The sequence below is a fragment of the Bacillus sp. S/N-304-OC-R1 genome, assembly GCF_019749375.1.
Classification (GTDB): Bacteria; Bacillota; Bacilli; order Bacillales; family Cytobacillaceae; genus Cytobacillus.
Genome location: NZ_JACWFE010000011.1, coordinates 1 through 25,912, shown reverse-complemented (window position 1 = coordinate 25,912; position 25,912 = coordinate 1). Strand labels below are relative to the sequence as shown.

Below are 25,912 nucleotides of genomic sequence, written 5' to 3'. Positions count from 1 at the left end.
CTCTGTATCACCTTCGGCAGAAAGGATTTTGTCTTGTCTTGCAGACTCATCTAATGTTATCTAGCCTTATATGAAGTTCGTGTTCCTCAGGCCAGAGGTTTGCCGTTCGCTTTTTTCAGATTCTGCGTCACCACAGACACCCTTGCGTTAGGCTACTGCTACTGTTGCCTTCACAGTTCGGGGGACTCTCACCTTATAGGCTGCAACCATACTTATCGCACAAGAAAAGCTCTGCAGAGATATATCTCCACAGAGCTTTTCTAAATATCTTTCGACAAACTTTGGGTTGTGACACGCACATTCCCTAATTATTAATATAAAACTTTAGATCCATTAAAAGTTAAGCTCAAACCATCTTTACTCTTAACATTTGTAAGACCAGATAATTTTACTGTATCTGCATCAAATCCTGAATCTAATTTTGTTGGTTCTCCCAGTTGGATTACAACCTTATTGTCATTATTTACAGTTACTTTAGTTCCTGCGCTGCCCACAGTAAATACTGCTTTCTTTAAATCTTTATCTGTGAAAGTAATAACTGTATTGTTTGCAATTATTCCAACATCTTCATATTTATCTGCTCCAGCACCATCGCTGTCAAATGAAGAGAATGTAATCTCAATCTTATCTCCACGAGATAAACGTCCTTCATTTGTAGCTGCTTCAGCCACAGTATCTACTGTAAATGCACCTTTGATGATTTTAACAGTTTCTGTAGGTCCTACTGTTCCAACAACAGCATCTGAATCTGCAAATTGTTGTACTTTATATACATTTACAGTGTTATTAGCTGGTGCTACGCGTGCACTCCAAGTACCGTTAGATGAAACAGTATCATCAGTTACAAGTGTAGTTCCATCAGCTTCGAATACTCTGATTTCTCTTCCAGCTTGACCAGTTCCTCTAAAATCATAGTACTCGCCAGAAGCAATACGTGCAGTTTTTCCATTTGATGGATTAGTTACTTTAACTACTGAAATTGATAGTGGTACAGTAATATTGAAAATATTTACTGAATTATCTGGATCATAGTCCACAGCAACTTTTGTGTATTGTGTTAAAGATTTTTTGAATTCATCATATGATACAGTAATTCCTTTTATTTGGAAAATGTCAGAAGATTTATCAAACGGAACTTTATTCGTACCAAATACAATGAAATCTTTACTAGAGTCAACATAATCCACTTCATCACCAGTAGCAGCTGTATTATAAATATCAACTTCTACGAAAACTGTTTTTCCACCCTTTAGTACATCATCTGAAGTCGTTTTAATAATTTCAGGACGTAATTCTGCAGCTGCTGCAGATGTAATAATAACTGTAACTTTACCATCAGTTCCTGGTTTTACAGTATAATACCCATCACCATCAGCTGTTAATGCACTCGCTTTAGTTCCATTAATTGATACTATACCTGAATTATCATAATCATCTGCATCCAAATCAAAAAGATTAACTTTTACATCAGATCTATATGCTTTTCCATCAGTATCCTTAATACTAAAAGTATATTCGCGGAACTTTCCAGCATCTACATAAGCAGTATTTGTTGGTCCAACAATTGCATCATTAGATGCTCCAGCTTTTGGTGAAGTAAATGATTTCTTTGCTTCCCCTTTATAATAAAGTGTATATGTTTCATCAGCTTTTTGACCAGAAACTGTTAAAGTTACTGTTCTGCTGTCATCACTTAATTTTGTAGATGTAACAGTTAAGCCTTTATCAAAAGAAAAATGTGCTACAGGAGCAATATCTAATGCTTTTGTAAATTTAACTTCAACAGTTGTTGAATCAACTCTAGATACAGAAACAACATCTAGTGGAAGTGCGTCCACTGCGTCATTTAAGCTCTTAGTTAAATCAGCTTTGAATTGTTTAACTTCTTTCAGTGCATATTCAGCTTTTTCAACATGGTCAATTGCTTTAGCATAATCTTTGTCAGCTGTATATTTAGTTACTAATGCTGTATGATCAAGCACAGTCACTTCATTAACAACACTTTTGTATGATTTTTCAGCTGGATCTTTAAATGTTTTTAAGATACCATCACGAGTTGATTGACCGTAAACTTTGTAAAGTAATTCAGCTTGCTTACGGATTTCAGCTGTTAATACATGGTAGCTTGATTGAACAGCTTTAAGATCAGCAGCTTTGATTGCTTTATCTAATGCTGCTTGCTTATCTCTAATTTTCTCACCAGAAGTAAGAGCATCGATGTAAGCTTGTGCACGTTTAATTTGAAGATCTGAATCTAAAAGGCGTGCTTCATAAACTGCTTTATCAGCACCTGCTAATTTTGCTACTTCAGCTTTAGCTGCTTTATTTGCCGCCTTAGCTGCATTGTATGCAGTATATGGACGATCTACAAAGTTAGCAGTTCCCTCTGTTGAAATTGACCATTTTAGTACAGTTGCAGTAGCCTCTGCAGCTTTAACTAATTGATCTACGTTTACAGCCGCAGCAGCTTGGTTAGCTGGTGCTGCAGCAACGAATGCTGAAGCTGCGATAGCTGTTGATGTTGCGAGTTTAATAGCTTTCTTTTTCATAAACTTGTATTCTCCCTTCATGCTATGTAGTGCATTTTTTTTGTTAGCAATGAATAAACCAATGGTTGTGTTTTCCTCTATACCCACTGCTTACCTAACTAGTAAAAAAGTATACCAAACTATTATCATTAATGCAATAGTTACCAATGTATATTTTTTTTGCCAAGTGGTGATAGGTTTTCCAACTTTGGTTTATTAATCATATGATAATATAAAGCTTACTAAATTTCTACAATTTTTATCATATTTTTATTAATTTTGTAATATATTTACTTTCCAATTTAACAATTCACACTCCTCTAATCTATGCAATAACAAAAAAAGTTGCATATTAAATAAAAAAATGGCTTTATTAGAAAATTTTTCATGTTTTTTTCCGTAATATTTGTTACACTAGGAGGTAAGAAGGTTTTCTCCCAAATGGATGCTTTCTTTAACTTGTATAGTACGATTGTACTAACCTTCGCTTCAGCGTTCAGGAAAGGCCGCCAATTATGGCGGCTTTTTCCTATTTTAGGGTAGAGAAATGTCGAATTTCGCTGTATATTAGGAGTAATTAGACATTACATATGAAGGTGGTTAGTTATTTATGAAGACAGTAAAGGTAATGGGAGTTTGTTTCATTTTGCTCCTTTCCATTTTCGGTCCTGCTTTTCACAATTCAGCCGGCGCCACTACATATCCGCAAATTGATAAGACAATTCCAGCCGCCGGGGATCAGAATGTTCCGATCGATTCCGATATTAAAATTCAGTTTAATAGCCCAATTGTCAGTATTTCCGCTCAATATATAAAACTATACGAGAAAACAAATGGCATATATTATGATTTTCCCATTAAAACCGTTCGTAAAGATAATCAAACTTTACTAATTATTCCTGATGGTACCTTACAGTTTAATAAGGAATATCTCGTTCAGATTAATGGACCTTCCATCGGACTTCAAAACGGGACATATTCTCAATCTCTTTCTTATTCATTTCAAACGAACTACATAGACTTCTATGAATTAATGGTTATTAACGAAAGACGGCTGACGAATTTACTGGATAACTATGCTCCTAGGCAGATTAAAGCCTTCGCTCCAGATAGATATATAAATGAAATAAATATTATCCATAAAAAGCCTGGTGCCATGAAAGACGATCAAACTTCCTTTAGCGGCATCACCAATATCGACATTACGACCAAGAGTAATGGTGTCGACACTGTTCACGTCGATATTATGAAGAACGGAAAAGTTCTGCAAAAGGGATACGCTGATCCTGTCCCTGCCAAATCGAAAGGAGCAGGGCAAAAAAGTTTAATGTTCGACATTGGTTTCTCTAAAGTTCCTGACTTCTATGATGTACGTGTGACAGCCCTTGATAGTGACCAAAAGATCCTAGATTCAAAAATACTGAAGTTTGCGACCGAAAACGGAAAAATGATTAATTCCTATAAGGAAGCTTATAAATATCAAACTGCTGGAAAGAGCTACACCTTATATGAGCTCCTATCTAATGACAAGTTGTTTACCACTCTGCTTGCAGAAAGTAAAATGCAGGATATAAAAGTACAGGTTGAGGATCGATAAGATGGGGAAAAAGTTCATTCTTCTTTTGATTGTCTTACTCCTAGTTATGTTTCCTGGAATTCTTGTTGGGCAGGCTTCTATAAAAAAGGTTGTATTAGATGAAAGGACGATTAAAGATCCATTAAAGAGCTGGTCTATTACCTTTACCGAACCGGTTAATAAAGGAACGATCAAAGAGCAAAACTTCTATATTATAGATGGCAATCAGAAACAATTGAAAACAAAGCTTAAGCTTTCAGCTGATGAAAGCAAAGTAACCATTACGCCCGAAACGTCCTATAAGGTAGGCGTGCAATATTATTTATACATTAAAGGGAATGTGAAATCAGGCAATAATGCATTTTTGAATGAGCATACGGTCTTACCCTTTAAGCTAGCTAGTGCTGAAAATTCCAAGAAAGTGTCGAATGAACAGACAAAAAACGACAATCGACAGGATTCAACAAACACCAGTAAGGTCGATCCTAAACCTAGCACCACACAAAAGCCAGATAAAAAAGAAACTCATTTAATGAGCACTCAAGCACTGCGCCATTCGCATTTTGTTGAAATTACCGTCAAAGTAAGTGATCAGGTGACAAAGGTGAAGGCAGGCAGTGATGAGTTTGAATATAAGGGCAATAACGAGTTTGTCCTTTATAAACCAGACCAAAAAAAAGGCGAAAAGCTATCCATTAAAGGGTACAGTCTTACTAATAAGGTATTGGAGACGAAGGAGATCATGATTCCATAAATGATAAAAAAAGCCGTTATTAATACTCTCATATTTACACTCATCATCATCAATTTAATTATTTGGCCTTCCCTTTTTTTGGACTTTAAAGGCGAGGACAAAGCAGCAAATGAAAGCGAAAATTCACAAGTGGCGGATGAGGGGAAAATTGATTTGATAGAAGTCGAACCAAATAATGAAGAAACAACTGCCGACGTAGAACATGTAAATGTTGAAACCGAAGAACAAAAACCGAAAATTAATTTCAAAATTCTTCGGATTGAATGAAACCTTTTCAATCGTCATCTCGTCTTATAGATGGACACTAGTAATGGATTTTTTCCAATGGATAGTGTTTACCTAACTGGGCAGCTAGTCTGCCGTATTTTGTCAGTATCCTGAATCGGGGTGCTGGCTTTTTTGTTTCCAAGGTCACATACCTAGATAAATTCCTATAAAATCATTATATTTTATTAAAAAACCATAATAGCCCCAGCAGATTAACCCTGCTGGGGCTTGATATTTATTTGCTTATTCAGGGCTATGGGTTGCTGTTGGGGCCGTATTTCTTTCAGCAATCTGATTTCTATCTTCGTTTCTCATTTGCAGATTGCCTTCTGCTTTTAATTGAGGCAATTTTTCCTCATTCCCTGAATTTTGAGTTCCTAGCAAATTTAACAGAAGATTTATTCCTTCCTCATAATTGGCATTTCCTTTTTTTCCTTGTTCCGTATTGCCTTGATTTCTTTTGTCAGGATTATTTGAAGCTTGCGGTTTGTGACCCTGATTATTATCACCATTGTTATTTCCTTGGCCTGGCTTAGTTGGATTTTCTTTATTAGAGTTTTCCTTCTCTGTTTTGTCTTCTTTACCCGGTTTTTCTTGATTTCCTTCTCCAGGCTTGCTAGGTGCCGGCGTTTCTTTGTTGTCTGAATTCTCTCCCACTTCTAGCTTCTCTTCACCTGCATCGGATTCCTCACCTTGCTCCGTACCATCTTCATTTTCTTCGTTTTCTTCTTGCTCTCCAACACCCTCCGGTACTTCGTCTTCTGCTATTTCCTCGTCCTCTTCGGCGACTTCATCCTCCACTTGATCTTGACCTTGCTGTTCTTGTTCTAAACGCTCTTGCTCAAGTCTATCCTGCTCTTCCTTGGCAAGTCTTTCTTTTTCTAATTTTGCTGCCTCTTCTTCTTTCTTTATTTGTTGGTCAAGTTCTAGAATGGCCTTTTCAATAGCGGACATATCTTTGTTTTTAAGACTTATTTTCTCAATATCAGTGACGACACCCGCTAATTTTTCTAATAGCTGCTGGATTTGCTCCTCAGAGAGATCTGTTGAGTTTTCAAGATATTCTTTTAAAGCACCAATACCTGTTAGAAAACGGTCCTTCTTTTCCTGCAGTTCCTTCAATTCAGCAATTTGTTGATCTATAGCTGCAATTTGTTCATTTAATGCCGTGATTTGAGCCTTAATACTTTCAATATTAACTAACAATTCTATATTTGCCTGTTGCAATTCTTCAATACTTGTTTTCAGTTCTGCAGCATTCTCACTAAGTTGCTTGACTAACTCCTCGTTAATAGCTAAATTCTCATCCAATTTAAGCATTAGTTCTTCTGTCATAAACTTATTCTTATTCATTTCCTCTAAAATGTCTTCGAAAAATTGAGGGTCAAAATTACAATCTCTGATGGCCGCTTCCTTGATCTCATCAATATAATTAATAATCTCATTGATATCATCTAGTTTAACCTGTATTTGTTCCTTCGCCACTGGGAAAACATTAGAAATAATATCTTCCAATTGTGCAACTAATTCATCGATCTCTTTGATGACTTCTTCAAGCGCTTTTATTTCCTCTTCATTCGCAGTAATCGTGTTTTGAAGAGCGATGATTGCTCCTTCCAAAGCAGCAATTTCTGCCTCTAATTGCGCTTGAGCTGCTTGAAGGCCATCAATTGTTAACATATCACCCCCGGATTCTTGAGATGGTGTGCCTCCCTCTATCTCTTCTTCAACTTCTTCTATTTCATCAGGTTTTTTCAGGTTAGCTAATTTTTCATTCATGGAGTCTACATTGACTTCCTCTACTTTCCCTAAGACTTCACTTAGGATGGCCTCTGCTTCCTTTTGGAGTTCATAGGTGCGTTCCTTCATCTGCTCTATCGTTTGAGGAAAAATAAAACATGCCTGAATATCCATTCCTTGATCATTCACAGAATTAAATACACTATATGTAGGAGTTACCAGCTGCCCGCTTCCTAATAAAAGTGATGAAATCGCTACACTAGACGAAAATGTCTTCAACATTCTTCTCCTTTGCTTCCTTTTACGACTCCTATTTCGAGAAGACCTTGGTACCAATGTTATGTCCTCCTTTTTCGTTATATAGAACAAAACGATTAAAAAAATAAGCAACATAGAACGTGCCCATTGAATTATATTTACCATTATACAATAGAGTTTCCGATTTTTAAACAAAAACGAACAAAAATTTCCTAATAAAGAACAAACGACGATTTTCGATTATTTCTGAGGAGTTTTTTGCAGTTAATAAATTTTTCCCCCTTATTATAAATAAGTTACTAAAAGGCACAGTATCTTAATACTCTTTTTTAGAGAGGAAGGCTGTTAATTATCTCCCCAATCAATTTGCTCCAAAAATTAAAGCGGAGACGTTAAGAGTTACTATTGAAAAGGGATTAAGCTATTGCCCTTTTACCATGAACTCACCGTTCTATTTAGGAGGAAAATGAGGCTACCTTTCTTATTCCTTTGAACGTGGAATGTAACTTCTTCTTTTTTTCCAGGAACCCCCTTTTTCTCTTTGATCGGGCAATGAAACTTCTTCTCTTTTACCGTAAACTCCTTTTTTCCCTTTAAACGGGCAATGAACCATCCTCTCTTTCACCGGGAACTCCCTTTTTTCCATTAAACGGGCAATGAAGCTTCTTCTCTTTTACCGCAAACTCCTTTTTTTCCTTTAAACGGGCAATGAAGCTTCTTCTCTTTTACCGCAAACTCCCTTTTTTCCTTTAAACGGGCAATGAAACTTCTTCTCTTTTACCGCAAACTCCCTTTTTTCCTTTAACGGGCAATGAACCATCCTCTCTTTTACCAGGAACTCCTTTTTTCCCTTTAAACGGGCAATGAACCATCCTCTCTTTTACCGGGAACTCCCTTTTTCTCTTTAAACGGGCAATGAAACTTCTTCTCTTTTACCGGGAACTCCTTTTTTCCTTTAAACGGGCAATGAAACTTCTTCTTTTTTACCGCAAACTCCTTCTTTCCCTTTAAACGGGCAATGAACCATCTTCTCTTTTACCAGGAACCCCCTTTTTCTCTTTGATCGGTAAATGAAGCTACTTCTCTTTTACCGCAAACCCCCTTTTTCCCTTTAGACGGGCAATGAACCATCCTCTCTTTTACCGGGAACCCCCTTTTTCGCTTTAAACGGGCAATGAAACCAATTTTCATTTACCACAGTTTCTCTCTTAATCTTCGAACGAACAATGAAACTATTACTCTTTAAGTATATATAAAACAAAGAAAGCCTAGAGGATTCCCCCTAGGTCATTTCACTGTTACCTCCAAATAAATCCCCTTCTGCATTTGCTTAGCACTCTTGCTTGTCCACTTCGGATGGATCAACAGCAAGTATTTGCCCTTTGACTGCAGATAGGTTTTCGGTGTAATCATCATTTTATAATTATCGGCTGTTTTTACATCCACTGGTACTTCTTTACCGCCTAATTGAATTAACTGCACATCCTGCGGGTTCAATTTGGACCAATCCATCTCCATGTTCATGGCCACGGTGAATGTTTTTGTAACTGGAACGTCCTTTAAAGCAGGCAGCTTCTGATAGTCTGAATGCTGGGCAATCAGCTGATCACGATGAGACGTGATCACTTCTTCACCTACGGCTGTTTCAATGTTCGGGGATACCCCTATTTCATGAACAGGAATCCCCTTTGGTGAATAGAAATGAGCAGTTGTTAATTTTAACAGGCTGTTGTCACTTAATGGGAATAGAGACTGCATGGATCCTTTTCCAAAGGAGGTTTGCCCGTAAAGGACTGCACCTTTTTGTTCTTTAACAGAGACAGAGACCATTTCCGAAGCACTTGCACTGTATTCATTTATGAGAATATGCGTTGGACTTGTAAACTTCACCTTCTGCTGAATAGCTGCGTAAACTTCAGGCTGATCTGATTTATATCGTAGCTGAAAGGCATAGGTGACATTCGGGAATAGACCTGCGACTTCCTGGGCCGTGGAGACATACCCTCCTCCATTATTGCGAAGGTCAAATATCCAGCCTTTTGCTCCCGTTAATTTTCCTATAGCATTTGTAATTTGCTCTGTTGCGTCCTGTGAGAAACTATGGAGACGAACATAGCCAATATCGCCGCCAAGCATTTGATATTCCACATTTGGGATTTTAATTAATTCTCTCGATATCGACTTGGTTACCTTTCCACCTGTATCGACTGAAATAAATTGTAAGGTGACTGTGGTATTCGCTTCACCTGTGATAATGGAAACTGCTTTTTGTACAGATTGTCCGACCAAACTCGTTCCATTAGCACCGATAATGATATCTCCCGCCTTCAGTCCTGCACGTTCTGCTGGACCTCCTGAGATCACGGATATGATCTTGACTCCGTTTTCATCCTCGTCTAGAACAATCCCAATACCGACTAATTGCTGCTCAATCCCATTTGTAAACTGAGCATATTCCTGAGCGCTCATGTAGACTGAATAAGGGTCAAGCTGTTTGGTAATTTCTTTCGCTGTTGGCTTAGATAAGACAGAATCCGGCACGTCTTCTATGTAATGTTCCTTGATTAGCTCCCGGATTTCATCAATTGGTTCTGCTGCGGAAACAGCTGACACATTTGATAAGAATAATAATACTACTAAAAAACTAATATACTTTTTCAAGTTACCCATGGTGCCGCTCCCTTCGATGTCAAACACCGTCCATGGAGATTGACAACTTTCTACACGAACGGCAACTTATGACAATCATTTAAGTTCTATATTAATATATTCCCAGATGAAATTATAGTCATATTTTGTCTTTTTAGGTGAACTATTGTGACTTTATTTCTTTATATTTTTCTAGAATAGGAATCAAATAATCCACCATCGGAGATTGCTCATTCTGAATAAATTCTTCTATGGATGTTTTTTCTAAAGGGACGAATAGAAGCTCATCAAACTCTGGCTGCTGGCCTTTCTCGATCAATCCATTATTGTAATGAAGGAAAAGATCATGGAGCTCATCTGCGTTATAGTCGACTGATTTTTCATAAATAACCGCCCAGAAGTCATGTGATCCTTTATGCTTGAGAAACTTAGGAAGGAAGGAATCAATATCAATACCTATTTCTTCCTTAACTTCTCTTTTAATATTTTTTTCTAAATCAAAAACATCATCTTTTAAATCTGATTCTTCTAATCCCCCGCCCGCAAACGGCCAGGTGTTGACGTTTTTCCGTTCATTCGGCCAATAACGATTTGGTTATCGTTTGTAATGACAGCAGCACAGGTGTAAATGACTTTACATGGATTTGCACTATTTTCGTGGCGCAGTGTATATAAATAATGTTTATAATCGGTTTTGGCTACTGTTATTACCAGACTTTTTGGAGTGGAGGCTATATCAATCATCGTAAAAACTTCGCCGTTTCGTAAGGATGGATTATCTTTTATTTGTTGCTCCCAGTAATCATTATGTTTGCTTCGAATGACGGCAGGCAACTGAAGAGGATGACAATCAAACCTAACTTCAATATTTGCAGGCGCATTTTCAATTATGATCGGTTTCATAGAATCCACGTCCTTCTTGTATTTTCCTCATTTTACCACCACAAAACTTGACCAGCTAGCATTTTGAATGTGTCCATTCAATCACTTGATAGAATGAGGTAGATCGAGCGTATTCAATACCCCGTGTATTGATAAGTAAGCTTGTCGTTCCTTATGAACTTCTGTCTGTTTGCTGCAAATATGAAAAGCTTACTATCTTCCCAACGATTGCATCATCAAATTTTTCTATCGTCAATATTTCTTCATAACTATCTGTTAAAATAACCTCATTTATCAGGTTAAATATATTTAAAGATTCTCCACTATAATTGGCACCATTTCATACTATCTGGTTGCCAAGGTTTCATAGAGTCAGTCCCTCTACCTCTCTTGATAAGAAGAATTGCATATTAATGTTAGAATTCATCTATACTACTTTTCTCCTAACCATCAATGAATAAGAAGGCCTCTATTGAAAAATCAAAATATTACTAAAGTAATATCCTGTGACAGGTTATGGTGAGAAATTAAGAAAACAAAGGATCTTCTGCAAAATCCACTAAAATATACGAAAAACAGAATATTACTATATATGTTTTAATAAAATTATGAAATTCTAGTTTCACGGTAAGCTACTTACCAAATCCTAGCTATCGTCTCTTATACAAATTAAGAACAATAGCCTTTCAAATCTCTTTTGTCACCCCAATTTTGGGGTGAATTTTTTTTGGCCACAGGGATGGGACATAGGGACGGTTCCCTTGTCCCAAAACGCACTTCCCCACTACTTCATTCCGAACAAAAACCTCAAAACCTTTAACCTCCGAATAACTATATGATAAATCAGCATAATTACAGCAAATGCAGCTGTTATAAGAAACAATAACTTAACCGGAACTGACCATGGAAGGTCTTTGATCAAAAACCCAAGTATGACAATAATCGGCTGGTGCAGCACATAGAACGGCATCGAAGCTTCACTTCCATACTTTAAAGATCTATTAGAAGATGAAAAATACTTATCTGCTAAATAGAAAATACATATCACCCAGCTCCAGCAATTGATTGTTCTAATCGCAAAAAAGGCAATTTCCTCCATTGAACCATTTACTGGGAGATCATCCATAAACCACAGTATATAAATAGATGAAGTAACAACTGCCACAAGAAAGTGGATAATAAAAGTCGACCGCACAATTTCTTTAAAGCTTGGGCTTGAAAAAACATAGAAACCATAAATAAAGACAATTAAATAAAATCCGAGATCCCAGCCACCTAATGCCTGTGTATGTACAACACCTGACAAAAAAAGAATAAACGGCATGACAATAAAGTGAATTTTTCCAATTTCGTTCTTTAGATTCATTTTTTGGAACAGCGGAAGGGTCAGCAAGGAAAAAATTAAAAGCACAAGTAAATACCACAAATGCAAACCGAAAAAGGCAAAGTTCCCCTCCCCTCCAAAGTCTAGGTATACCCCGTCAAAAAAATGCGGTAAAAATTCAAATAAGGAGCCACGAAATTGGCCGTTCACCAACCTTTCTATATAAACCTGAGGCGGAGTTAAGATCATGACGCCAAACAACAGCGGTACACCGAGCCTTACAAGCCGCTCCTTTATATACTCATTTGCTCTTCGTTTTCTTAAAGCATATGACGTACTAATACCTGAAACAGCGAAAAAAATTGGCATAATCCAAGCCCCTACAAATAAAGAAAACACCAGTATACCATCTGAACCCAACTCGTTATTTTTCACATGCCAAGGAAACGGATTAAAAAACATCGAACAGTGATACAAAAATACCGCAGCTGTAGCTAATACACGGATCCAGTCCATGTCATATTGCCTTTTTATTACAGAAATGTCTTTTCCCATGATTCACCCCGTGAAAGGACCAAGGGACCCACCCTTTTGTCCAAATTTACAATTTTTACATTTAATATATTACTAAAGTTTCAGGGATAAATCTCCCTAATTATAATATTTTTGTAAAATCACCAGGAACTTCAACATTGTGTCATGAATACACATAAAATTAATACAATTTAGTAGGGGGTGATTGACATTGAACACGTCCAAAAGAGCTTTTTCACATTATTCTTGAATAGGTTATGATCAGCGAAAATACTTTTTTAGCTTCCAACCATTAGAGGGCTTTTTTGATGGGGATAGAGGGAAGTTTGATTAATGGGGATATTTGTTGTTAGGTCGCCTGTGAATTCATATTATTTTTAGATAAAGAGACGTCCGCAAGCGTTTTCATTGCACTTTTCCTTGCCTGAGAACAATGAATTTCACTCTGCTCAAATTGTTTAATTTAATCGAACACCAAATTGGGGTAAATTATTGAATAGAAAAACCTCATTCTATTCATAAAAAAAGTCACATAATGTTAAAATTTATTATTTTATTTTCTCACATTAAAGTAATACAGTATACTAGTAAATTGATATAATAGTATATTAGTAATTGATATAAACGCCTTAAAATTTAGCCCTACTATGCTAAATAAAATAAAACGCACACTATCAGAATATTCAAGTTATAGGCCACCTTTCCCTATATAACAAAACAATGAATATGATACTATTGAATTAGAGATTGCGGAAATGAGGGATTAATATGAAACTAGAGAAATATTTATTTGGAGAAATCCTCCAATCCTTTCGCGAATATAAAAGTTTATCATTAGAAGAATTAGCCGGAGGGATTTGTACAGTTGAGGAGTTAGTTTCTTTTGAGAAGGAAAGAGCCTATCCTACACTTGATGTACTCTATAAATTTGCCAAAAAGCTAGATATGGAATTAACTTATTTTTTCGACATTGCTTCTAAAACTACTATCCACTATCCAAATGCTGTTATTCAGTTGATTGAAAAGTACAAGAGAGAACGTGATTACGTAGCAATTAACAATATCATTCAATCAGAAAAGTACAGCCCTCTATTTAATCAGAAATCTCTTAAGCAGTATTTAATGTGGCATCAGGGGATTTGTTATCATCATCTTGATGGCGACTCTGATCGCGCGTTTGATACATTGAGTAAGGCAATCGCCTTAACAAACCCAAAAAGAGTTTCCCTTACCGAAAGAGAAATAGAAATACTTACAAGTATTGGGCTTATCTTCTATGACACAAAAAATTATCGCAGTGCCGTAACTATTTTCCTAGAGGCTTTAAGTAGTATCGAAAACCTTCCACACGTATTAAATATGAAAGGGCAATTAAGAATTTTATTCGGCTTATCTCAAGCGTACACCAAATTAGACATGTATGAAGAATCTCTTTCTTATTGCTATAAGGGATTAAATCTCTGTATTAATGAAGAGTTGCTGTATCTCTTAAATGAATTTTATTACCAAATCGGACACAACTATGTAAAAATAGGCGAAGTTGATAAAGGAAAATACTATTTAGAAGAGTGCCTTCACTTGTTAAGATTGGAAAAAAAGACAAGATTATTGAAAATAATGGAAATTGAGATTGATAATCTACTTAACTCTTGATACAATCTACTTATCTTAAAAAATATGGGAAAGCTGGTGCGAAAGTGAAAAAAATACTAAAAGTAACTGCTATATCATTTTCTATTTTAGGCCTAGGAGCTTTCGGTTCTAATTTCTCTAACTTAGCCGATTATCCTGTACAGCATAGTGTAGATCCTATTGAACTTGCGGATTATCCTGTACAACATAGTGTTGGCGGTTTTAAAGTAGCTGATTACCCTGTGCAACATAGTGTTGGTGGTTTTAAAGTAGCTGATTACCCTGTGCAACACAGTATTGGCGGTTTTAAAGTAGCTGATTACCCTGTGCAACACAGTATTGGCGGTGTTAAAGTAGCTGATTACCCTGTGCAACACAGTATTGGCGGTGTTAAAGTAGCTGACTATCCTGTGCAACACGGTGCTAAATCAGATTTAGTTTAAGTAACTGTTTCATGCAAACTCTTTTTATATATGCAAAAAAGCGGGTGATTTAAATAATCATCCGCTTTTTTCATGCATTTAGCTTTTCTTTCCTCCTCACTGTCCTTCCTCCCTCCTTATATATAAAGAGTGAGAGGAGGTGATCACCAATGGCACAGGCACTCATGATTGAAACAAGACTTCGTCTAAGCTTCGAAACAGGCTTAAACGAAAAAGGGGAACCGATGTTCAAAACAAAAACATTAGGCAACGTGAAGAAAACGGCAACAGCTGATCAGATTCACCAAGTAGCACAAGCCATCGCTTCATTAAGCAGCGATCCTCTATCAACTGTCGTTCGGAACGATAGCTTTGATATTGTTGGCTAATGGAAAGGGAGTTAATAGAAGTTCCCAGAGAAAGGAGGAGAAGTAATATGGCGAAATCACTCGAGTTAACCTTCGTAACAGATCTCGGAAAGTTATCACGACTTTCTATTGATAACCCGAAGGAGCCGGTAGATCAAGCTGCTGTTAAACAAGCGATGGAGCAAATTATTGCAGCTGATTTGTTCAATACAGCAAACGGTGTTCTTGCTTCTGCAAAAGAAGCACGAGTCATTGAGCGTAATGTCACTGCGTATGAATTAGTTTAATTGGTTTTAAGAAACACAAAACTTAATGATAAATGAGGCCAGTCTGCTCCTATGCAAACTGGCCTCTTTGCCATTTATATTTTAAATTTCTTAATTAATTCTTTCAGATCCTCAGCCATATAGGATAGAGAAGAGGCAGAGGCTGTAATTTCCTGCATGGAAGCTAATTGTTCTTCTGTTGCTGCTGTCACATTTTGACTATCAGCTGTTGTTCGAATAGCGATTTCTTCAATGCTATAAACAGCGTTTACAACCTGATCCGTTCCAGCTGATGATTCCTTTATAGAATTAGAGATTGTTTGGATTTCCATGTTAACATTGTCAATAAATTGTTTAATCTCATCAAAAGCCGTTCCTGCACTCTTCACAAGATCCATACCTTTTTCGATTTCATCTGTTCCTTTTTCCATCGATTGAACTGCTTGATTCGTATCAATTTGAATGGAGGAAATGAGACCTCTAATCGTTTCGGTTGATCGAGATGATTGTTCTGCTAATTTACGAACCTCATCCGCCACGACCGCAAATCCTTTTCCATTTTCTCCAGCCCTTGCTGCTTCAATAGCGGCATTTAAGGCAAGCAAATTTGTCTGGTCAGCAATTCCCGAAATTACATCAATGATTTGATTAATGTCAATGGATCGTTTCCTTAGATCTTCAATCACTCCGCTTAATTCGTTAATCGTTTCATGAATATTTGCCATTTGCTTTGCAGTTAATCCAATTGTTTGATTTCCATTAGAAACAATGCTGACTGCTCTTACAGTAGTATCACGGACAGTTTCAGAGTGAGCTGACATCTTTTCCATTTCTGAAGACATGGCCTTTACAATATGATTACTTTCCTCAACCATTTTTGACTGTCTTTCCGTTCCGGTAGCTACCTCTTGGATTGCATCAACAATTTGCTCTGTTGCTGTATTATTTTGTTCTGCACTTGCCATCAGCTGCTCAGAGGAGGCCGCAAGCATTTCGGATTTCTCATCCACATTGCGAATCAGTTCACGAAGAGCCGCAACCATTTTATTAAAACTAACCCCTAAATGACTAATCTCATCATTATTTTTCACCTTAAAGCTCTGTGTAAGATCCCCTTCACTCACCTTGTCAGTCGCCATCACCAGCTCATTTAAAGGTCTCGTAATGGAATTAATGACAAAATAGGAAAGGATAGCACCAATAAGAATAAATAACCCAACCATTATTAACGTAGTTATTAGAATGGGCTGCGTATCATGGCTAATTTCATTTAAATTCATGAAACCAGCAATTTTCATCCCTGTTCTTTCATTTGTTGTGAAATCTATTTGGTGACGGCCATCTGTTGCCTGCCCATCATGTTTTTCAAGCAGAGACTGTACCCAGCTGCCTTCAGCTTTCGTACCCGGTGCAATTTCTGGATGAACAAGAAAATTCCCTTCAGCACTTAAAACGACCGGATAGCCTTGTGATCCAATTTTAATCCCATCTGTCAGCTTACTCAACGCGTCTAAGCTAAGGTCCATCCCAAATACACCTGAACCATCCTTAAGTGTATGGGTAATCGTCACAATAACACCGCCTGTAAAGGCATCAATATATGGCTCCGTTATATGAGTTTCCTCACTGTTTGCCATTGAATCCTTGTACCAGGGGCGCTCCCGCGGATCATAACCAGCAGGCAAATCCTGTTCAGGATAAACTAAGAAATCACCTGTTTCCTCTGAACCTACATATACACACATCGTATCTGGATTTAATAAGTTATATTCCTTAAGACTTTCAATTGTACGTTCAAACTCTTCTTTCGAAAAAGAGTTCTTATTAAATTGCTTTGAAAAATAAGTTGCCGCATTCTCTTTAGGTTCAATAAAACTAGTAATAAATTTATCTATAACCAAAACATTTTCACTTGAACTAATCTGGATTTTTTCTTTTATATTGCTTTTCGCATTTAAATAGGAAGAGAATCCAATCGTAATCGATGGCACTAGCAAAATTAATATAAAGGATAGAATTAATTTCTTTCTGATAGTAAGCGTCATTAATGGTTTTCTCTCTCTCTTCTGCTTCATTGTGACAAAAACCCCTTTTCTATGAATGTTCATATCTCCACCCTATAACTGGAAAAAGTCATATTTTTTACTAAATTATAGTTCAATATTCTACAATCCTCAACAAAATTCGATAATTTCTTAAGATTTTTGTTTTATTTTTATTTCAGGGAAGTTTATCTATTTTGATAGTTACAATTTTTAAAATAAAGGAGAAATTTTACTACTATTAACAACCTAATATTACAAAGAAAATAGTATTTGTAATGTAAATACTAATAATCTGAAATATTCCTGTTATCTCTGTCTGTTATTATTCTCCTTATAAGAAATCAAAAGGAGAATCTCTAATGAAAAAGCTAGTTCTAACTATCTCAACAGCATTTTTTCTACTAGTTGGGTTTTCGAATGCTGCATTCGCCGCTGAAAATACATATCAAGTGAAAAAAGGAGATACTCTTTGGTCCATCTCTAAAAAGAAATATGTTTCCGTTGAAAAAATAAAATCTTGGAATAACCTTAAATCCGATTCTATTAAACTTAATCAAGTTTTGAAGATATCACCACCTACTCAAGCGGCTAAACCTGCTGCTCCTGCTGTGAAAGCAGCGGGCTATAAAGAAATTACAGTGAAAGCAACTGCTTATACTGCAAGCTGCAAAAGCTGCAGCGGCATTACTTATACAGGAATAAATTTAAAAAAGAATCCCAATGCAAAGGTCATTTCGGTTGACCCAAGTGTAATTCCTCTTGGTTCAAAGGTATTTGTCCCTGGTTACGGCGAGGCGATTGCTGCCGATAAAGGATCATCAGTGAAGGGCAATAAAATTGATGTCTTCATTCCAAATCAGAAGCAAGCCATCTTATGGGGAAATAAAACGGTGAAAATTAAGGTTTATCATTAAATATCAATCATTCAGAACTGACTCATTTTTTTGAGTCAGTTTTTTTAAAAAAATAAAAAACCACCAAAGGAATATTGATGGTTAGAATATAGCCTATTTAACTAGTTCGTTTTCGTTTTAATAACTGGGCTGCCTCTTCCTCCGAAATTCCCTTAACAATCGATAGCTCACTGATAATATTCCTCTGCGCTTGATTAAGCATCTGTCTTTCACTCGTATTTAGAGATTTCTCCTTATTACGATGAAGTAGATCCCGAACAATTTCAGCTGATTCACTCATATCCCCTGACTTCAACTTTTCCATGTTCGATTTGTATCTTTCCTTCCACGGGAGAGAACAATCAGACTCAAAATGGTGAAAATCAAACAGAATGTCGTTTATCGTTTTGCGGTCTAATACAGATCGAACACTCGATTTCTCCATAGACTCTACAGGAATCATCACGCTCATATTATTCAAAGGAATATGAATCACATAATAATCCTGTGTCCTCCCGAGAATTTCCCGCTCTTCTATGGCCTTAATGATACCTGCCCCATGCATTGGATAAAAAACCTTGTCGCCAATTTGAAACATATCATCGCCTCCATATTTGCTTACAAATATATGGTAACATATATTGATTTTTTAATCAAATTTATAAATATATCACAAAACATTTTGTTTCGTCAATACCTTTTTCTTGTGTATAATAAGAAATTAATATAGAAAAATCAATACACCGAGCCCTGCTATTGAATCGGCGGAAAAAGATTTTGATTAATGATATAATTATTTTTATTGTCTACGTGTAAAAGGAAGGTGTTTCTATGTCAACCATTCCAGAGCATTTGCTTGAACCTTTGGATTTTGCTGCAAATGAGTTGAAAGGTTTGTTGAATCCAAAGTTGGATGAGGATGAGCGGATGGTTCAAAAGGGACTTCTGTTATTTCGCCAAGGTCTGGTTTCTCAAGATCGCTTTGATCAGAATAATGTTTCGGGTATTGTACAAGATGTGATGCCAGCTAAAGTATTGCTGGATCTTGATTTCATTAACTTAAGTGAATGCTCGTGTCCGGCAGATGGCTTTTGCCGTCATCAGCTTGCTGTGTTCTTCTATCTCCTTTCACAAGCAAAGAGTGTGACTGAATGGGTGGACCAATGGAGACAGCCTGTAAAGGAAACTAAAACGGTTCAGCTTTTGGGCATTCAGCGCGCCAAGGATTTATTATCCTCCTCAAGCAGACAAAAGCCTGATTATGACAATTGGGTTGCGAGTATTCAAGAAAGCTTCGATACGATCATGACCGGAAACGGCGAGCCGAAGCCTTATTATATGAACGAGCTCTATCAAATATATGAAAAGCGCTGGAAGGCCAATGCACCCTTTGAGCAGGAGTGGAAGCACCTTTATTATTTAATCGGTTACTTTTTCAGCTTTAAAAAGCTTATGGAACTGAGCTTCTCTCTTGGACACACAGGGATTATTATTAACCAATACTATTACCACCTCTATCAGGATCTATTGGAGGATATTTTGGAAGAGACTGACAAGCTATCTGTTCACTCCCTCCCATTTGCCTTTGATGAATTTATTGAAAAATTTAAAGAAGATTCTACAGACATTCTGACCTATGAATCTGACCTTGAATATGAACAAATTCAACTTTATCGTTTGCTATGGACGAAATTCTTCAGGAAGAAGGCTTGGTGTCAGAAAGAAGTTGAAAAACTGCTTTCCATAGAGGATAAGAAGTACCCAGTTGTTGTGGCCATCATTCATCAATATGTCCTTTTGGGAAGGGATGAAGATGCCCTTCAACTTTTGGGGGTACCTGATAAATGGCTGACACCGTATTTCATCAACTGGATTGAATACTTAACCTTTCAGAAAGAATGGAAACGAGTCGGCCCATATATAGAGGAATTTATTAAAAAGCTTCAAGAGTATTTGCGTAGTGAGAATTACTATTATAAGAGCAAGAACTTCACTAGTCTTGTTATGAAGATAATAAAACCTTATTGTACAGAAACGGATAGGCTTGATTTATATGAAAAGGCGCTTGCAGAAATGCTTCCTTTCAGCTTTAGTGAATATGAATATACACTTTTCGAAAATGGGGAATTCAGCCGCTGGATCGATCTTCATGCACTGATGATTTCTGATATTGATGTTCTCCCAAAAAGCAGAATTAAGGAAATTGAAAAAAGCGAGCCCTCCCTGCTATTGCCGCTTTATCATCAATCTGTGCAAAGACATATTGAGCATAAAGGCCGAGATCATTATCGAGCGGCCGTTCGGAAATTGAAAAAACTTCGGACGCTGTACAAAAAATTGAAAAGACAGGATGACTGGACATTTTTCCTTGAAGCCCTGCTTGAAAAAACAAAACGGCTTCGTGCCTTTCAGGAAGAATGTAAAAGGGGTAAGCTAATCGATGCTTGAAATCAGAAAGATCAAAATTAATGTCCAACAAATGAATACGAATCTATTCCTTCTTTCTGCCCAGAATGTGGAGGGAAATTTCCTAAGTCCAAGCTTTTGGAGCGCTCTGCTTTTCAATTACCATGAAGAGAGCTTCTATGGAACGCTTTTTCAAGAGGACAAAAACATTGAGCCTCATTGCATTCCTCTTAACGCCTGGCAGCTCGTTACTTTATTTGCTAAAGAACAGTTCAACGGGTTTATCGAGTGGGATTGGGATGATGAGGCACAAATTTGTCTAGCCTCCTCACTTCCGATCTATGAGGCCATTCTTGAGAAGGAATGGATCCCAGATTTTTCAGCATGGGAAAAAGGCGAATTTCGCTGGTCATTGCCTGAACGAGTTGTACAGGAATTCGGACCCTCCTTTTGGGAGCAAAAGGTCGAGGAAAAATCGGTTATGGAATTCACGCACGAGCTATTCCATCATGCATTAGATTCGTATTTTGAACGGAACAGCAAATTAAAAGCAGAGTTAAGCCAAAAAATGAACACATTGAGAAACAGCGACCTTTCCCCTCGTGATCTTGCTGCTTATTTTGATGAAGAAAGCTGGCAGGAATGGATCGGTTTAAAGGAAAATGATGTTCCGTTCACGATGGGCTTAAAGCTTGAAGAACCTACAGATGTTTCTGAATCGTGGGATTTAAGTATTTTTCTCCGCGGAAAGAAGAACCCGGAGGTGCTTGTGGATTTACATGATGAGGTGAACTATCCGCGCGGCTGGAAAAAATATGAGAATGCCATTGCGAAGGAGCAGGAGCGTTGGATCCATGTGTTCCCTTGGCTCAAAGGAGAAAAGGGAATTGCTGCACATTTATCAGAGGATGAAGCATGGACCTTCTTAACTGATGCGAGTGAAACGCTGCTTTCCCTTGGGATCGAAATCCTCCTTCCATCATGGTGGCTGGCTATGAAGAATGCTAGCCTGAAGGTAAAAGCGCGGTTAAAAGGCTCATCCTCCAGCCACCGTCCTTCCTTTGTTGGTCTACAGGCGATGCTGGATTATGATTGGCGTATTTCCATGAATGGTGTGGATTTATCAGAGGATGAATTCCGCAGTATGGTGGAGGAGAAAAGACGGCTTGTCTATATTCGCGGTAGATGGATTAAGCTTGATCCTACCTTTGTTCGGCAAATCCAAGATTTAATGAAAAAGGCGGAAAAAGAGGGACTGCACGTTCGGGATTTAATTGAGCAGGAGCTTCTTTCAGATGAATTGGAACAAGAAGAAGACCTCGAAAATCCGAAAGCTTTTGCCCGGATCCAGATTGAATTGAACCGCCAATGGAAACAAATGGTGAAACAGCTTCGTGATATAAAGGATATTAAGCTTGAGGAAGTCCCAGCTGATTTTCAAGGCGATCTTCGCCCCTATCAAAAACTCGGCATGAGCTGGATGCTGTTTTTGCGCCGGTACGGATTTGGCGCTTGTCTAGCTGATGATATGGGTCTTGGGAAAACCGTTCAGCTCATTTCCTATCTATTAAAAGTAAGGGAGCAGGAAAAAAACAGCGGGCCTGCATTAATTATTTGCCCAACTTCTGTGTTAAGCAACTGGCAAAAGGAAATTGAGCGTTTTGCCCCTGGTCTGAACGTGTACCTCCATTATGGTGGAAATCGTCCAAAAGGAGACGAGTTTACGGAGAAAGCGACTGGTTCTGATATTGTCCTTACATCTTATGGGCTTAGTCATTTGGACTTAGAGGAATTTGAGCGTTTGGAATGGAGCTCTATCAGCATTGATGAAGCACAAAATATAAAAAATGCGCAAACGAAGCAGTCAAAAGCGGTACGTAAACTTAAAGGAAAGCATCATATTGCACTGACCGGTACACCAATGGAAAACCGCTTATCTGAGCTTTGGTCCATCTTCGACTTTACAAACCACGGGTACTTGGGCAGCATGGGACAATTCCAGAAGCGCTTTGTTCTCCCAATTGAAAAAGATGATAATGAGGAGAAGGTCAAGCAACTTCAAGCCTTTATTCGCCCTTTCCTTCTGCGGCGAACGAAAAAAGATGAAGAAGTGGCGCTAAATCTCCCAGACAAACTCGAGCAAAAGGAGTACTGCCCATTAACAGCAGAGCAAGCCTCCCTTTACGAACAGCTTGTAAAAGATACATTCCAGCAAATCGAAAATCTTTCGGCTTTTGAGCGTAAAGGGTTAATTTTGCAAATGCTAAGTCGCTTAAAACAGCTCTGCAACCATCCGGCTCTTTATTTAAAAGAAGAAAAACCATCAAAGCTGCTCGAGCGCTCAGCTAAGCTGGAAAAATTAAACGAACTGATTGAATCTGTCCTCAATCAAGAGGAAAGCTGTTTAATTTTTACCCAATATATCGAAATGGGCAATATTATCCGGCAAATGATTAAAAAGAAATACGGTGTCGACGTGCCATTCTTGAACGGCAGTGTTCCGAAAAATGAGCGTGACCGGATGATTGAAGGCTTCCAAAACAACGAGTTTCCGATTTTCCTCCTTTCATTAAAAGCGGGCGGAACCGGCTTAAATCTGACAGCTGCCAATCATGTCATTCACTATGACCGCTGGTGGAATCCGGCCGTTGAAAACCAGGCCACTGATCGCGCCTACCGAATTGGGCAAAAGCGCTTCGTTCACGTCCATAAAATGATTTGCACTGGCACACTTGAAGAAAAAATTGATGCCATGCTCGAGAAAAAACAGTCATTAAACGACCAGATCATTCAAAGTGAAAGCTGGATTACTGAGCTTTCTACGGAAGATCTAAAGGATTTGGTGTATTTATCTTAATTCAATTACAGCCTTCAATTACCTTGAAGGCTGTTTCTTATTTTAGCTCCCTTTTTCGCCTTTGGCGGGATGGCCATATAGGATACCTTTCTCCCTTCTTTTATCAAGAAACAGGATAGGTATCTCGGGTCACCCAACTGTTCAAGCTCTTCTACAAGGATAATGCCTACTTCAAAATCAAATAAATATTGAATTGGTTTCCTTGTATCATCATCTATATAATTAAAGCGGAGTATTGTATTTCTTCTAAGAGGTACTATATGAAATGATTTGGACGGCTGAGGATGTAATAATTGGAGGGCATCAAAAAAACTAGGCTCATAGTCAATATTTAAACATCCATCATTGAGCTCCCCTCGATAATAAAAAGTTGACATTACATTACTTTCATCATTAATCGACACAAAAGACACTCCTTTAGGACTATTCTCCTAATTATATTCGACACTTTCTTTTTAAATCCTTCATTTATTAACCCACTAATTACCAAATATATAAAAAATCGGCAATTAGTGATTAACTTCACTAGATTATAGGTGATAATTAAGAATAATTGCGTTTTTCCAATTATTTCCTCGTTAAATTAAAGGGAAAAGAACTGGTGAAATGTGGTGAGAACATGTCTATATTGAAAAAGCTGAAGCAGCTGAGAGATAAACGTAATTGGAGCCAGCATTTTGTGGAGAATCTAATGAATGTCGATCGTTCCACTATTAGCAAATATGAAACGGGACAACTTCTTCCAACCTATCAAGCTCTTATCCAATTAGCTGAAATTTACAAAGTGGACAAGACCTTTTTACTAGAAGAATTGGAACAGCCACATCTGAATAAGCATACATCAGCAACTCCCTATATTAAAGAAGGAATCCATAGACCATGATTTGGACCTCATTATACAGCTCCTCCAGAACTATCCGGATCTAAAAAAATCACTTCAAGAGCTACACAGTTTTGATGAAAAATCGAAAACCTTAGCGATTAGGCTATTTCAATCTCAAATCACAGTGTTAAAACAGCGATAGAAAAATCCGGTGCAATTCGCACCGGAAAATTGAGGAGGTTTGGGGAGACGATTGTTTTTTTCTATGTGTGGAAGATTTGAAGGAAAAATGAGGATCAGATTTATGAAGGATATTTAGAAAAATTAGCTTTTTGCTCAGTCTCCTCAATTGAATAATGAACTAAAAATAGGGACTCACGAAGCATAACCTCGAGCTGGTTCACTCGGTCGGCTAAATCGTTCACTTTTTCATTTGATTTACCGAGCATTCTTATTAATGCCTCAACCAATACTTCTAATTCCCGCTCTTTTGTCAATGCACTATGCCTCCATTCCTACGGCTGCCAACGCTTCCTCTCGCCTTTGGTCGAGGAACTTTACTGAATCTGCTAAAACCTCCGTAACATACACTCTTTTTCCCTCTTGATTATCATAATGCCTCGTTTGAATTCGGCCAGTAATTCCGATTAACGATCCCTTTCGGCAATAACGCGATGTATTTTCCGCAGTTCTGCCCCAGAGCGTGCATTGAACAAAGTCTGCGTCAACTTCCCCTTGCTGATTGCGATAATGCCGGTTGACGGCTAATGTCACATTTGTGACCGCTGTTCCCTCAGACGTTCTCTTTAACTCCGGATCTCGTGTCAATCTTCCTACTAAAGTTACTTGATTTATCATTTTTTAGCACCTCCCTATAATATGTCTTAATCTTAACCATAAAACATGAGGATGGTAAAAAGTCGAAAATTGAATTTTCGAAGGAGTTTTTTGGTTATAATGATGAAATATGGGGAGTTAATGGACAATAACAGCTCCAAAATTGAATTTTGATGATTTTGTTAAAGAAATTTCGACAAAGTGAAAAAGGCCCTGTCCCGTCTGGAAATTCGATTCCCTAGATACACTATGTTATAATTTCCGTAACAAAAGCTAAATGAGATGAACGGGAGGAAAAGGATGAAGACATTTAAGCTCATCACATTGCAAGTTGTTGAGGAAGATTCATTGGTCGATATCGACCTAATAGACGGGTTGATCATAAATCAAGAGAACGAGCAAAACACTTGGATGCTAGAGGCCTATGTGAACAAATCCTATCATGATTATTTTCAGGAGCTGTATGAAAAAGGGGAAGATGTAATCGTTCAAGTGGTGATCACGAAGAAAGAGAATAGCCCTGCAGCTTTTCAAACAAAGATTTTAACCATTAAACAAGTATCGGACAAAATAAGTATTCTATTTGAAGGCAAGCTGATGAAAACAAACTATGATTACGCGGAAATCGTTTTGAAGAAGCTTATCGGACAAGGATTATCGAGCGAGGAGCTTTTGCAGGAGTTTAAAAAGATTCTTCGCGAAAAGCCGAAAATCACAGCAGCTAAAAGTGAATAGTAATCAAAGGCTGTTTTCTTAAACTATGTTGTTTTTAACTACACAATGAACCGTTCCTTTCCGCTACAGGCACTTGCTTTCCGCGGGGAGGAAGTCGAGCCTCCTGATATGAACGA

Annotated in this window: 22 protein-coding genes, 2 pseudogenes and 1 riboswitch; of the genes and pseudogenes, 12 read left to right on the top strand and 12 right to left on the bottom strand. The window is 37.6% G+C overall.

Going from position 1 to position 25,912, the window contains the following annotated elements:
- Positions 1 to 311: 311 nt before the first annotated feature.
- The gene (locus tag H0173_RS10220; RefSeq protein ID WP_221846331.1) at positions 312 to 2,549 is read right to left on the bottom strand and encodes a hypothetical protein; all 2,238 of its coding nucleotides are present in this window, start codon (positions 2,547 to 2,549) and stop codon (positions 312 to 314) included.
- Between the two features lie 589 nt (positions 2,550 to 3,138).
- On the opposite strand from H0173_RS10220, the gene H0173_RS10215 reads away from it, so the two are divergent.
- The 3 genes from H0173_RS10215 to H0173_RS10205 are packed head-to-tail and all read left to right on the top strand — an operon-like array spanning position 3,139 to position 5,125.
- Positions 3,139 to 4,125 carry an Ig-like domain-containing domain gene (locus H0173_RS10215; protein WP_221846329.1) on the top strand — a complete coding sequence of 329 codons (987 nt, stop codon included), beginning with the start codon at positions 3,139 to 3,141 and terminating at the stop codon, positions 4,123 to 4,125.
- A gap of 1 nt (position 4,126) precedes the next feature.
- Positions 4,127 to 4,858, top strand: a complete 732-nt coding sequence (locus H0173_RS10210) for an Ig-like domain-containing domain (protein WP_221846327.1) — start codon at positions 4,127 to 4,129, stop codon at positions 4,856 to 4,858.
- Positions 4,859 to 5,125, top strand: coding sequence for a hypothetical protein (locus tag H0173_RS10205; RefSeq protein ID WP_221846326.1), 267 nt, complete (start codon positions 4,859 to 4,861; stop codon positions 5,123 to 5,125). It abuts the gene before it with no gap.
- A gap of 243 nt (positions 5,126 to 5,368) precedes the next feature.
- Here H0173_RS10205 and H0173_RS10200 read toward each other — a convergent pair whose 3' ends face one another.
- From H0173_RS10200 to H0173_RS10180, 5 genes and pseudogenes are all read right to left on the bottom strand, one after another.
- Positions 5,369 to 7,144: a coiled-coil domain-containing protein gene (locus tag H0173_RS10200; RefSeq protein WP_221846324.1), complete on the bottom strand. Its 1,776-nt coding sequence runs from the start codon at positions 7,142 to 7,144 to the stop codon at positions 5,369 to 5,371.
- Positions 7,145 to 8,410: 1,266 nt separating this feature from the next.
- The gene (locus tag H0173_RS10195; protein ID WP_221846322.1) at positions 8,411 to 9,793 is read right to left on the bottom strand and encodes a S41 family peptidase; all 1,383 of its coding nucleotides are present in this window, start codon (positions 9,791 to 9,793) and stop codon (positions 8,411 to 8,413) included.
- Between the two features lie 142 nt (positions 9,794 to 9,935).
- Positions 9,936 to 10,280, bottom strand: a pseudogene (locus tag H0173_RS22735) (NUDIX hydrolase); the annotation flags it as partial.
- 20 nt (positions 10,281 to 10,300) lie between these two features.
- The gene (locus H0173_RS10185) at positions 10,301 to 10,675 is read right to left on the bottom strand and encodes a hypothetical protein (protein WP_221846320.1); all 375 of its coding nucleotides are present in this window, start codon (positions 10,673 to 10,675) and stop codon (positions 10,301 to 10,303) included.
- A 263-nt stretch (positions 10,676 to 10,938) separates the two neighbouring features.
- A riboswitch (SAM riboswitch) is annotated at positions 10,939 to 11,054 on the bottom strand.
- Between the two features lie 384 nt (positions 11,055 to 11,438).
- Positions 11,439 to 12,533: an acyltransferase family protein gene (locus H0173_RS10180; protein WP_221846319.1), complete on the bottom strand. Its 1,095-nt coding sequence runs from the start codon at positions 12,531 to 12,533 to the stop codon at positions 11,439 to 11,441.
- A 747-nt stretch (positions 12,534 to 13,280) separates the two neighbouring features.
- Between H0173_RS10180 and H0173_RS10175 the strand changes: the two genes are divergently transcribed.
- From H0173_RS10175 to H0173_RS10160, 4 genes are all read left to right on the top strand, one after another.
- The gene (locus H0173_RS10175; RefSeq protein WP_221846317.1) at positions 13,281 to 14,165 is read left to right on the top strand and encodes a helix-turn-helix domain-containing protein; all 885 of its coding nucleotides are present in this window, start codon (positions 13,281 to 13,283) and stop codon (positions 14,163 to 14,165) included.
- Between the two features lie 44 nt (positions 14,166 to 14,209).
- Positions 14,210 to 14,587, top strand: coding sequence for a hypothetical protein (locus tag H0173_RS10170; RefSeq protein WP_221846315.1), 378 nt, complete (start codon positions 14,210 to 14,212; stop codon positions 14,585 to 14,587).
- A gap of 149 nt (positions 14,588 to 14,736) precedes the next feature.
- On the top strand, positions 14,737 to 14,955 hold the full coding sequence (locus H0173_RS10165; RefSeq protein ID WP_221846313.1) for a DUF1659 domain-containing protein: 219 nt from the start codon (positions 14,737 to 14,739) through the stop codon (positions 14,953 to 14,955).
- 47 nt (positions 14,956 to 15,002) lie between these two features.
- Positions 15,003 to 15,221, top strand: coding sequence for a DUF2922 domain-containing protein (locus tag H0173_RS10160; RefSeq protein ID WP_221846312.1), 219 nt, complete (start codon positions 15,003 to 15,005; stop codon positions 15,219 to 15,221).
- 74 nt (positions 15,222 to 15,295) lie between these two features.
- On the opposite strand, the gene H0173_RS22730 is transcribed toward H0173_RS10160, so the two are convergent.
- Together H0173_RS22730 and H0173_RS22725 are read right to left on the bottom strand one after the other, a co-directional pair.
- Positions 15,296 to 16,165, bottom strand: coding sequence for a methyl-accepting chemotaxis protein (locus H0173_RS22730; protein WP_396021210.1), 870 nt, complete (start codon positions 16,163 to 16,165; stop codon positions 15,296 to 15,298).
- 69 nt (positions 16,166 to 16,234) lie between these two features.
- Positions 16,235 to 17,245, bottom strand: a pseudogene (locus H0173_RS22725) (HAMP domain-containing protein); the annotation flags it as partial.
- 359 nt (positions 17,246 to 17,604) lie between these two features.
- On the opposite strand from H0173_RS22725, the gene H0173_RS10150 reads away from it, so the two are divergent.
- A complete protein-coding gene (locus tag H0173_RS10150; RefSeq protein ID WP_221846308.1) occupies positions 17,605 to 18,159 on the top strand; it encodes a 3D domain-containing protein in 555 nt (184 codons plus the stop codon).
- Between the two features lie 97 nt (positions 18,160 to 18,256).
- Here the strand turns inward: H0173_RS10150 and H0173_RS10145 are convergent, their stop codons facing one another.
- Positions 18,257 to 18,736 (bottom strand): CarD family transcriptional regulator, encoded by a 480-nt coding sequence (locus H0173_RS10145; RefSeq protein WP_221846307.1) that lies wholly within the window; start codon positions 18,734 to 18,736, stop codon positions 18,257 to 18,259.
- Between the two features lie 233 nt (positions 18,737 to 18,969).
- Between H0173_RS10145 and H0173_RS10140 the strand changes: the two genes are divergently transcribed.
- Positions 18,970 to 20,586 carry an SWIM zinc finger family protein gene (locus H0173_RS10140; RefSeq protein WP_221846305.1) on the top strand — a complete coding sequence of 539 codons (1,617 nt, stop codon included), beginning with the start codon at positions 18,970 to 18,972 and terminating at the stop codon, positions 20,584 to 20,586.
- Positions 20,579 to 23,401 (top strand): DEAD/DEAH box helicase, encoded by a 2,823-nt coding sequence (locus tag H0173_RS10135; protein ID WP_221846303.1) that lies wholly within the window; start codon positions 20,579 to 20,581, stop codon positions 23,399 to 23,401. Before H0173_RS10140 ends, H0173_RS10135 begins: the two co-directional genes overlap by 8 nt.
- A gap of 14 nt (positions 23,402 to 23,415) precedes the next feature.
- Here the strand turns inward: H0173_RS10135 and H0173_RS10130 are convergent, their stop codons facing one another.
- Positions 23,416 to 23,805, bottom strand: coding sequence for a hypothetical protein (locus H0173_RS10130; protein ID WP_221846301.1), 390 nt, complete (start codon positions 23,803 to 23,805; stop codon positions 23,416 to 23,418).
- Between the two features lie 215 nt (positions 23,806 to 24,020).
- Here H0173_RS10130 and H0173_RS10125 point away from each other — a divergent pair, with 215 nt between their 5' ends.
- A complete protein-coding gene (locus H0173_RS10125; protein WP_221846300.1) occupies positions 24,021 to 24,284 on the top strand; it encodes a helix-turn-helix domain-containing protein in 264 nt (87 codons plus the stop codon).
- A gap of 242 nt (positions 24,285 to 24,526) precedes the next feature.
- On the opposite strand, the gene H0173_RS10120 is transcribed toward H0173_RS10125, so the two are convergent.
- Together H0173_RS10120 and ssb are read right to left on the bottom strand one after the other, a co-directional pair.
- Positions 24,527 to 24,721: a hypothetical protein gene (locus H0173_RS10120; RefSeq protein WP_221846298.1), complete on the bottom strand. Its 195-nt coding sequence runs from the start codon at positions 24,719 to 24,721 to the stop codon at positions 24,527 to 24,529.
- 4 nt (positions 24,722 to 24,725) lie between these two features.
- Positions 24,726 to 25,082, bottom strand: a complete 357-nt coding sequence (ssb, locus tag H0173_RS10115; protein ID WP_221846296.1) for a single-stranded DNA-binding protein — start codon at positions 25,080 to 25,082, stop codon at positions 24,726 to 24,728.
- Between the two features lie 279 nt (positions 25,083 to 25,361).
- Here ssb and H0173_RS10110 point away from each other — a divergent pair, with 279 nt between their 5' ends.
- Complete coding sequence (locus tag H0173_RS10110) at positions 25,362 to 25,796, top strand: YwpF family protein (protein ID WP_221846294.1); 435 nt, start codon at positions 25,362 to 25,364, stop codon at positions 25,794 to 25,796.
- Positions 25,797 to 25,912: the final 116 nt, after the last annotated feature.

Bases quoted from the DNA above. Each gene is read 5' to 3' on its own strand.
- H0173_RS10215 (WP_221846329.1), top strand. From the start codon at position 3,139: ATGAAGACAGTAAAGGTAATGGGAGTTTGTTTCATTTTGCTCCTTTCC.
- H0173_RS10110 (WP_221846294.1), top strand. From the start codon at position 25,362: ATGAAGACATTTAAGCTCATCACATTGCAAGTTGTTGAGGAAGATTCA.
- H0173_RS10220 (WP_221846331.1), bottom strand. From the start codon at position 2,549: ATGAAAAAGAAAGCTATTAAACTCGCAACATCAACAGCTATCGCAGCT.
- H0173_RS10160 (WP_221846312.1), top strand. From the start codon at position 15,003: ATGGCGAAATCACTCGAGTTAACCTTCGTAACAGATCTCGGAAAGTTA.
- H0173_RS10205 (WP_221846326.1), top strand. From the start codon at position 4,859: ATGATAAAAAAAGCCGTTATTAATACTCTCATATTTACACTCATCATC.
- H0173_RS10175 (WP_221846317.1), top strand. From the start codon at position 13,281: ATGAAACTAGAGAAATATTTATTTGGAGAAATCCTCCAATCCTTTCGC.
- H0173_RS10135 (WP_221846303.1), top strand. From the start codon at position 20,579: ATGCTTGAAATCAGAAAGATCAAAATTAATGTCCAACAAATGAATACG.
- H0173_RS10185 (WP_221846320.1), bottom strand. From the start codon at position 10,675: ATGAAACCGATCATAATTGAAAATGCGCCTGCAAATATTGAAGTTAGG.
- H0173_RS10195 (WP_221846322.1), bottom strand. From the start codon at position 9,793: ATGGGTAACTTGAAAAAGTATATTAGTTTTTTAGTAGTATTATTATTC.
- H0173_RS10210 (WP_221846327.1), top strand. From the start codon at position 4,127: ATGGGGAAAAAGTTCATTCTTCTTTTGATTGTCTTACTCCTAGTTATG.
- ssb (WP_221846296.1), bottom strand. From the start codon at position 25,082: ATGATAAATCAAGTAACTTTAGTAGGAAGATTGACACGAGATCCGGAG.
- H0173_RS10140 (WP_221846305.1), top strand. From the start codon at position 18,970: ATGTCAACCATTCCAGAGCATTTGCTTGAACCTTTGGATTTTGCTGCA.
- H0173_RS10150 (WP_221846308.1), top strand. From the start codon at position 17,605: ATGAAAAAGCTAGTTCTAACTATCTCAACAGCATTTTTTCTACTAGTT.
- H0173_RS10145 (WP_221846307.1), bottom strand. From the start codon at position 18,736: ATGTTTCAAATTGGCGACAAGGTTTTTTATCCAATGCATGGGGCAGGT.
- H0173_RS10125 (WP_221846300.1), top strand. From the start codon at position 24,021: ATGTCTATATTGAAAAAGCTGAAGCAGCTGAGAGATAAACGTAATTGG.
- H0173_RS22730 (WP_396021210.1), bottom strand. From the start codon at position 16,165: ATGGCAAGTGCAGAACAAAATAATACAGCAACAGAGCAAATTGTTGAT.
- H0173_RS10165 (WP_221846313.1), top strand. From the start codon at position 14,737: ATGGCACAGGCACTCATGATTGAAACAAGACTTCGTCTAAGCTTCGAA.
- H0173_RS10180 (WP_221846319.1), bottom strand. From the start codon at position 12,533: ATGGGAAAAGACATTTCTGTAATAAAAAGGCAATATGACATGGACTGG.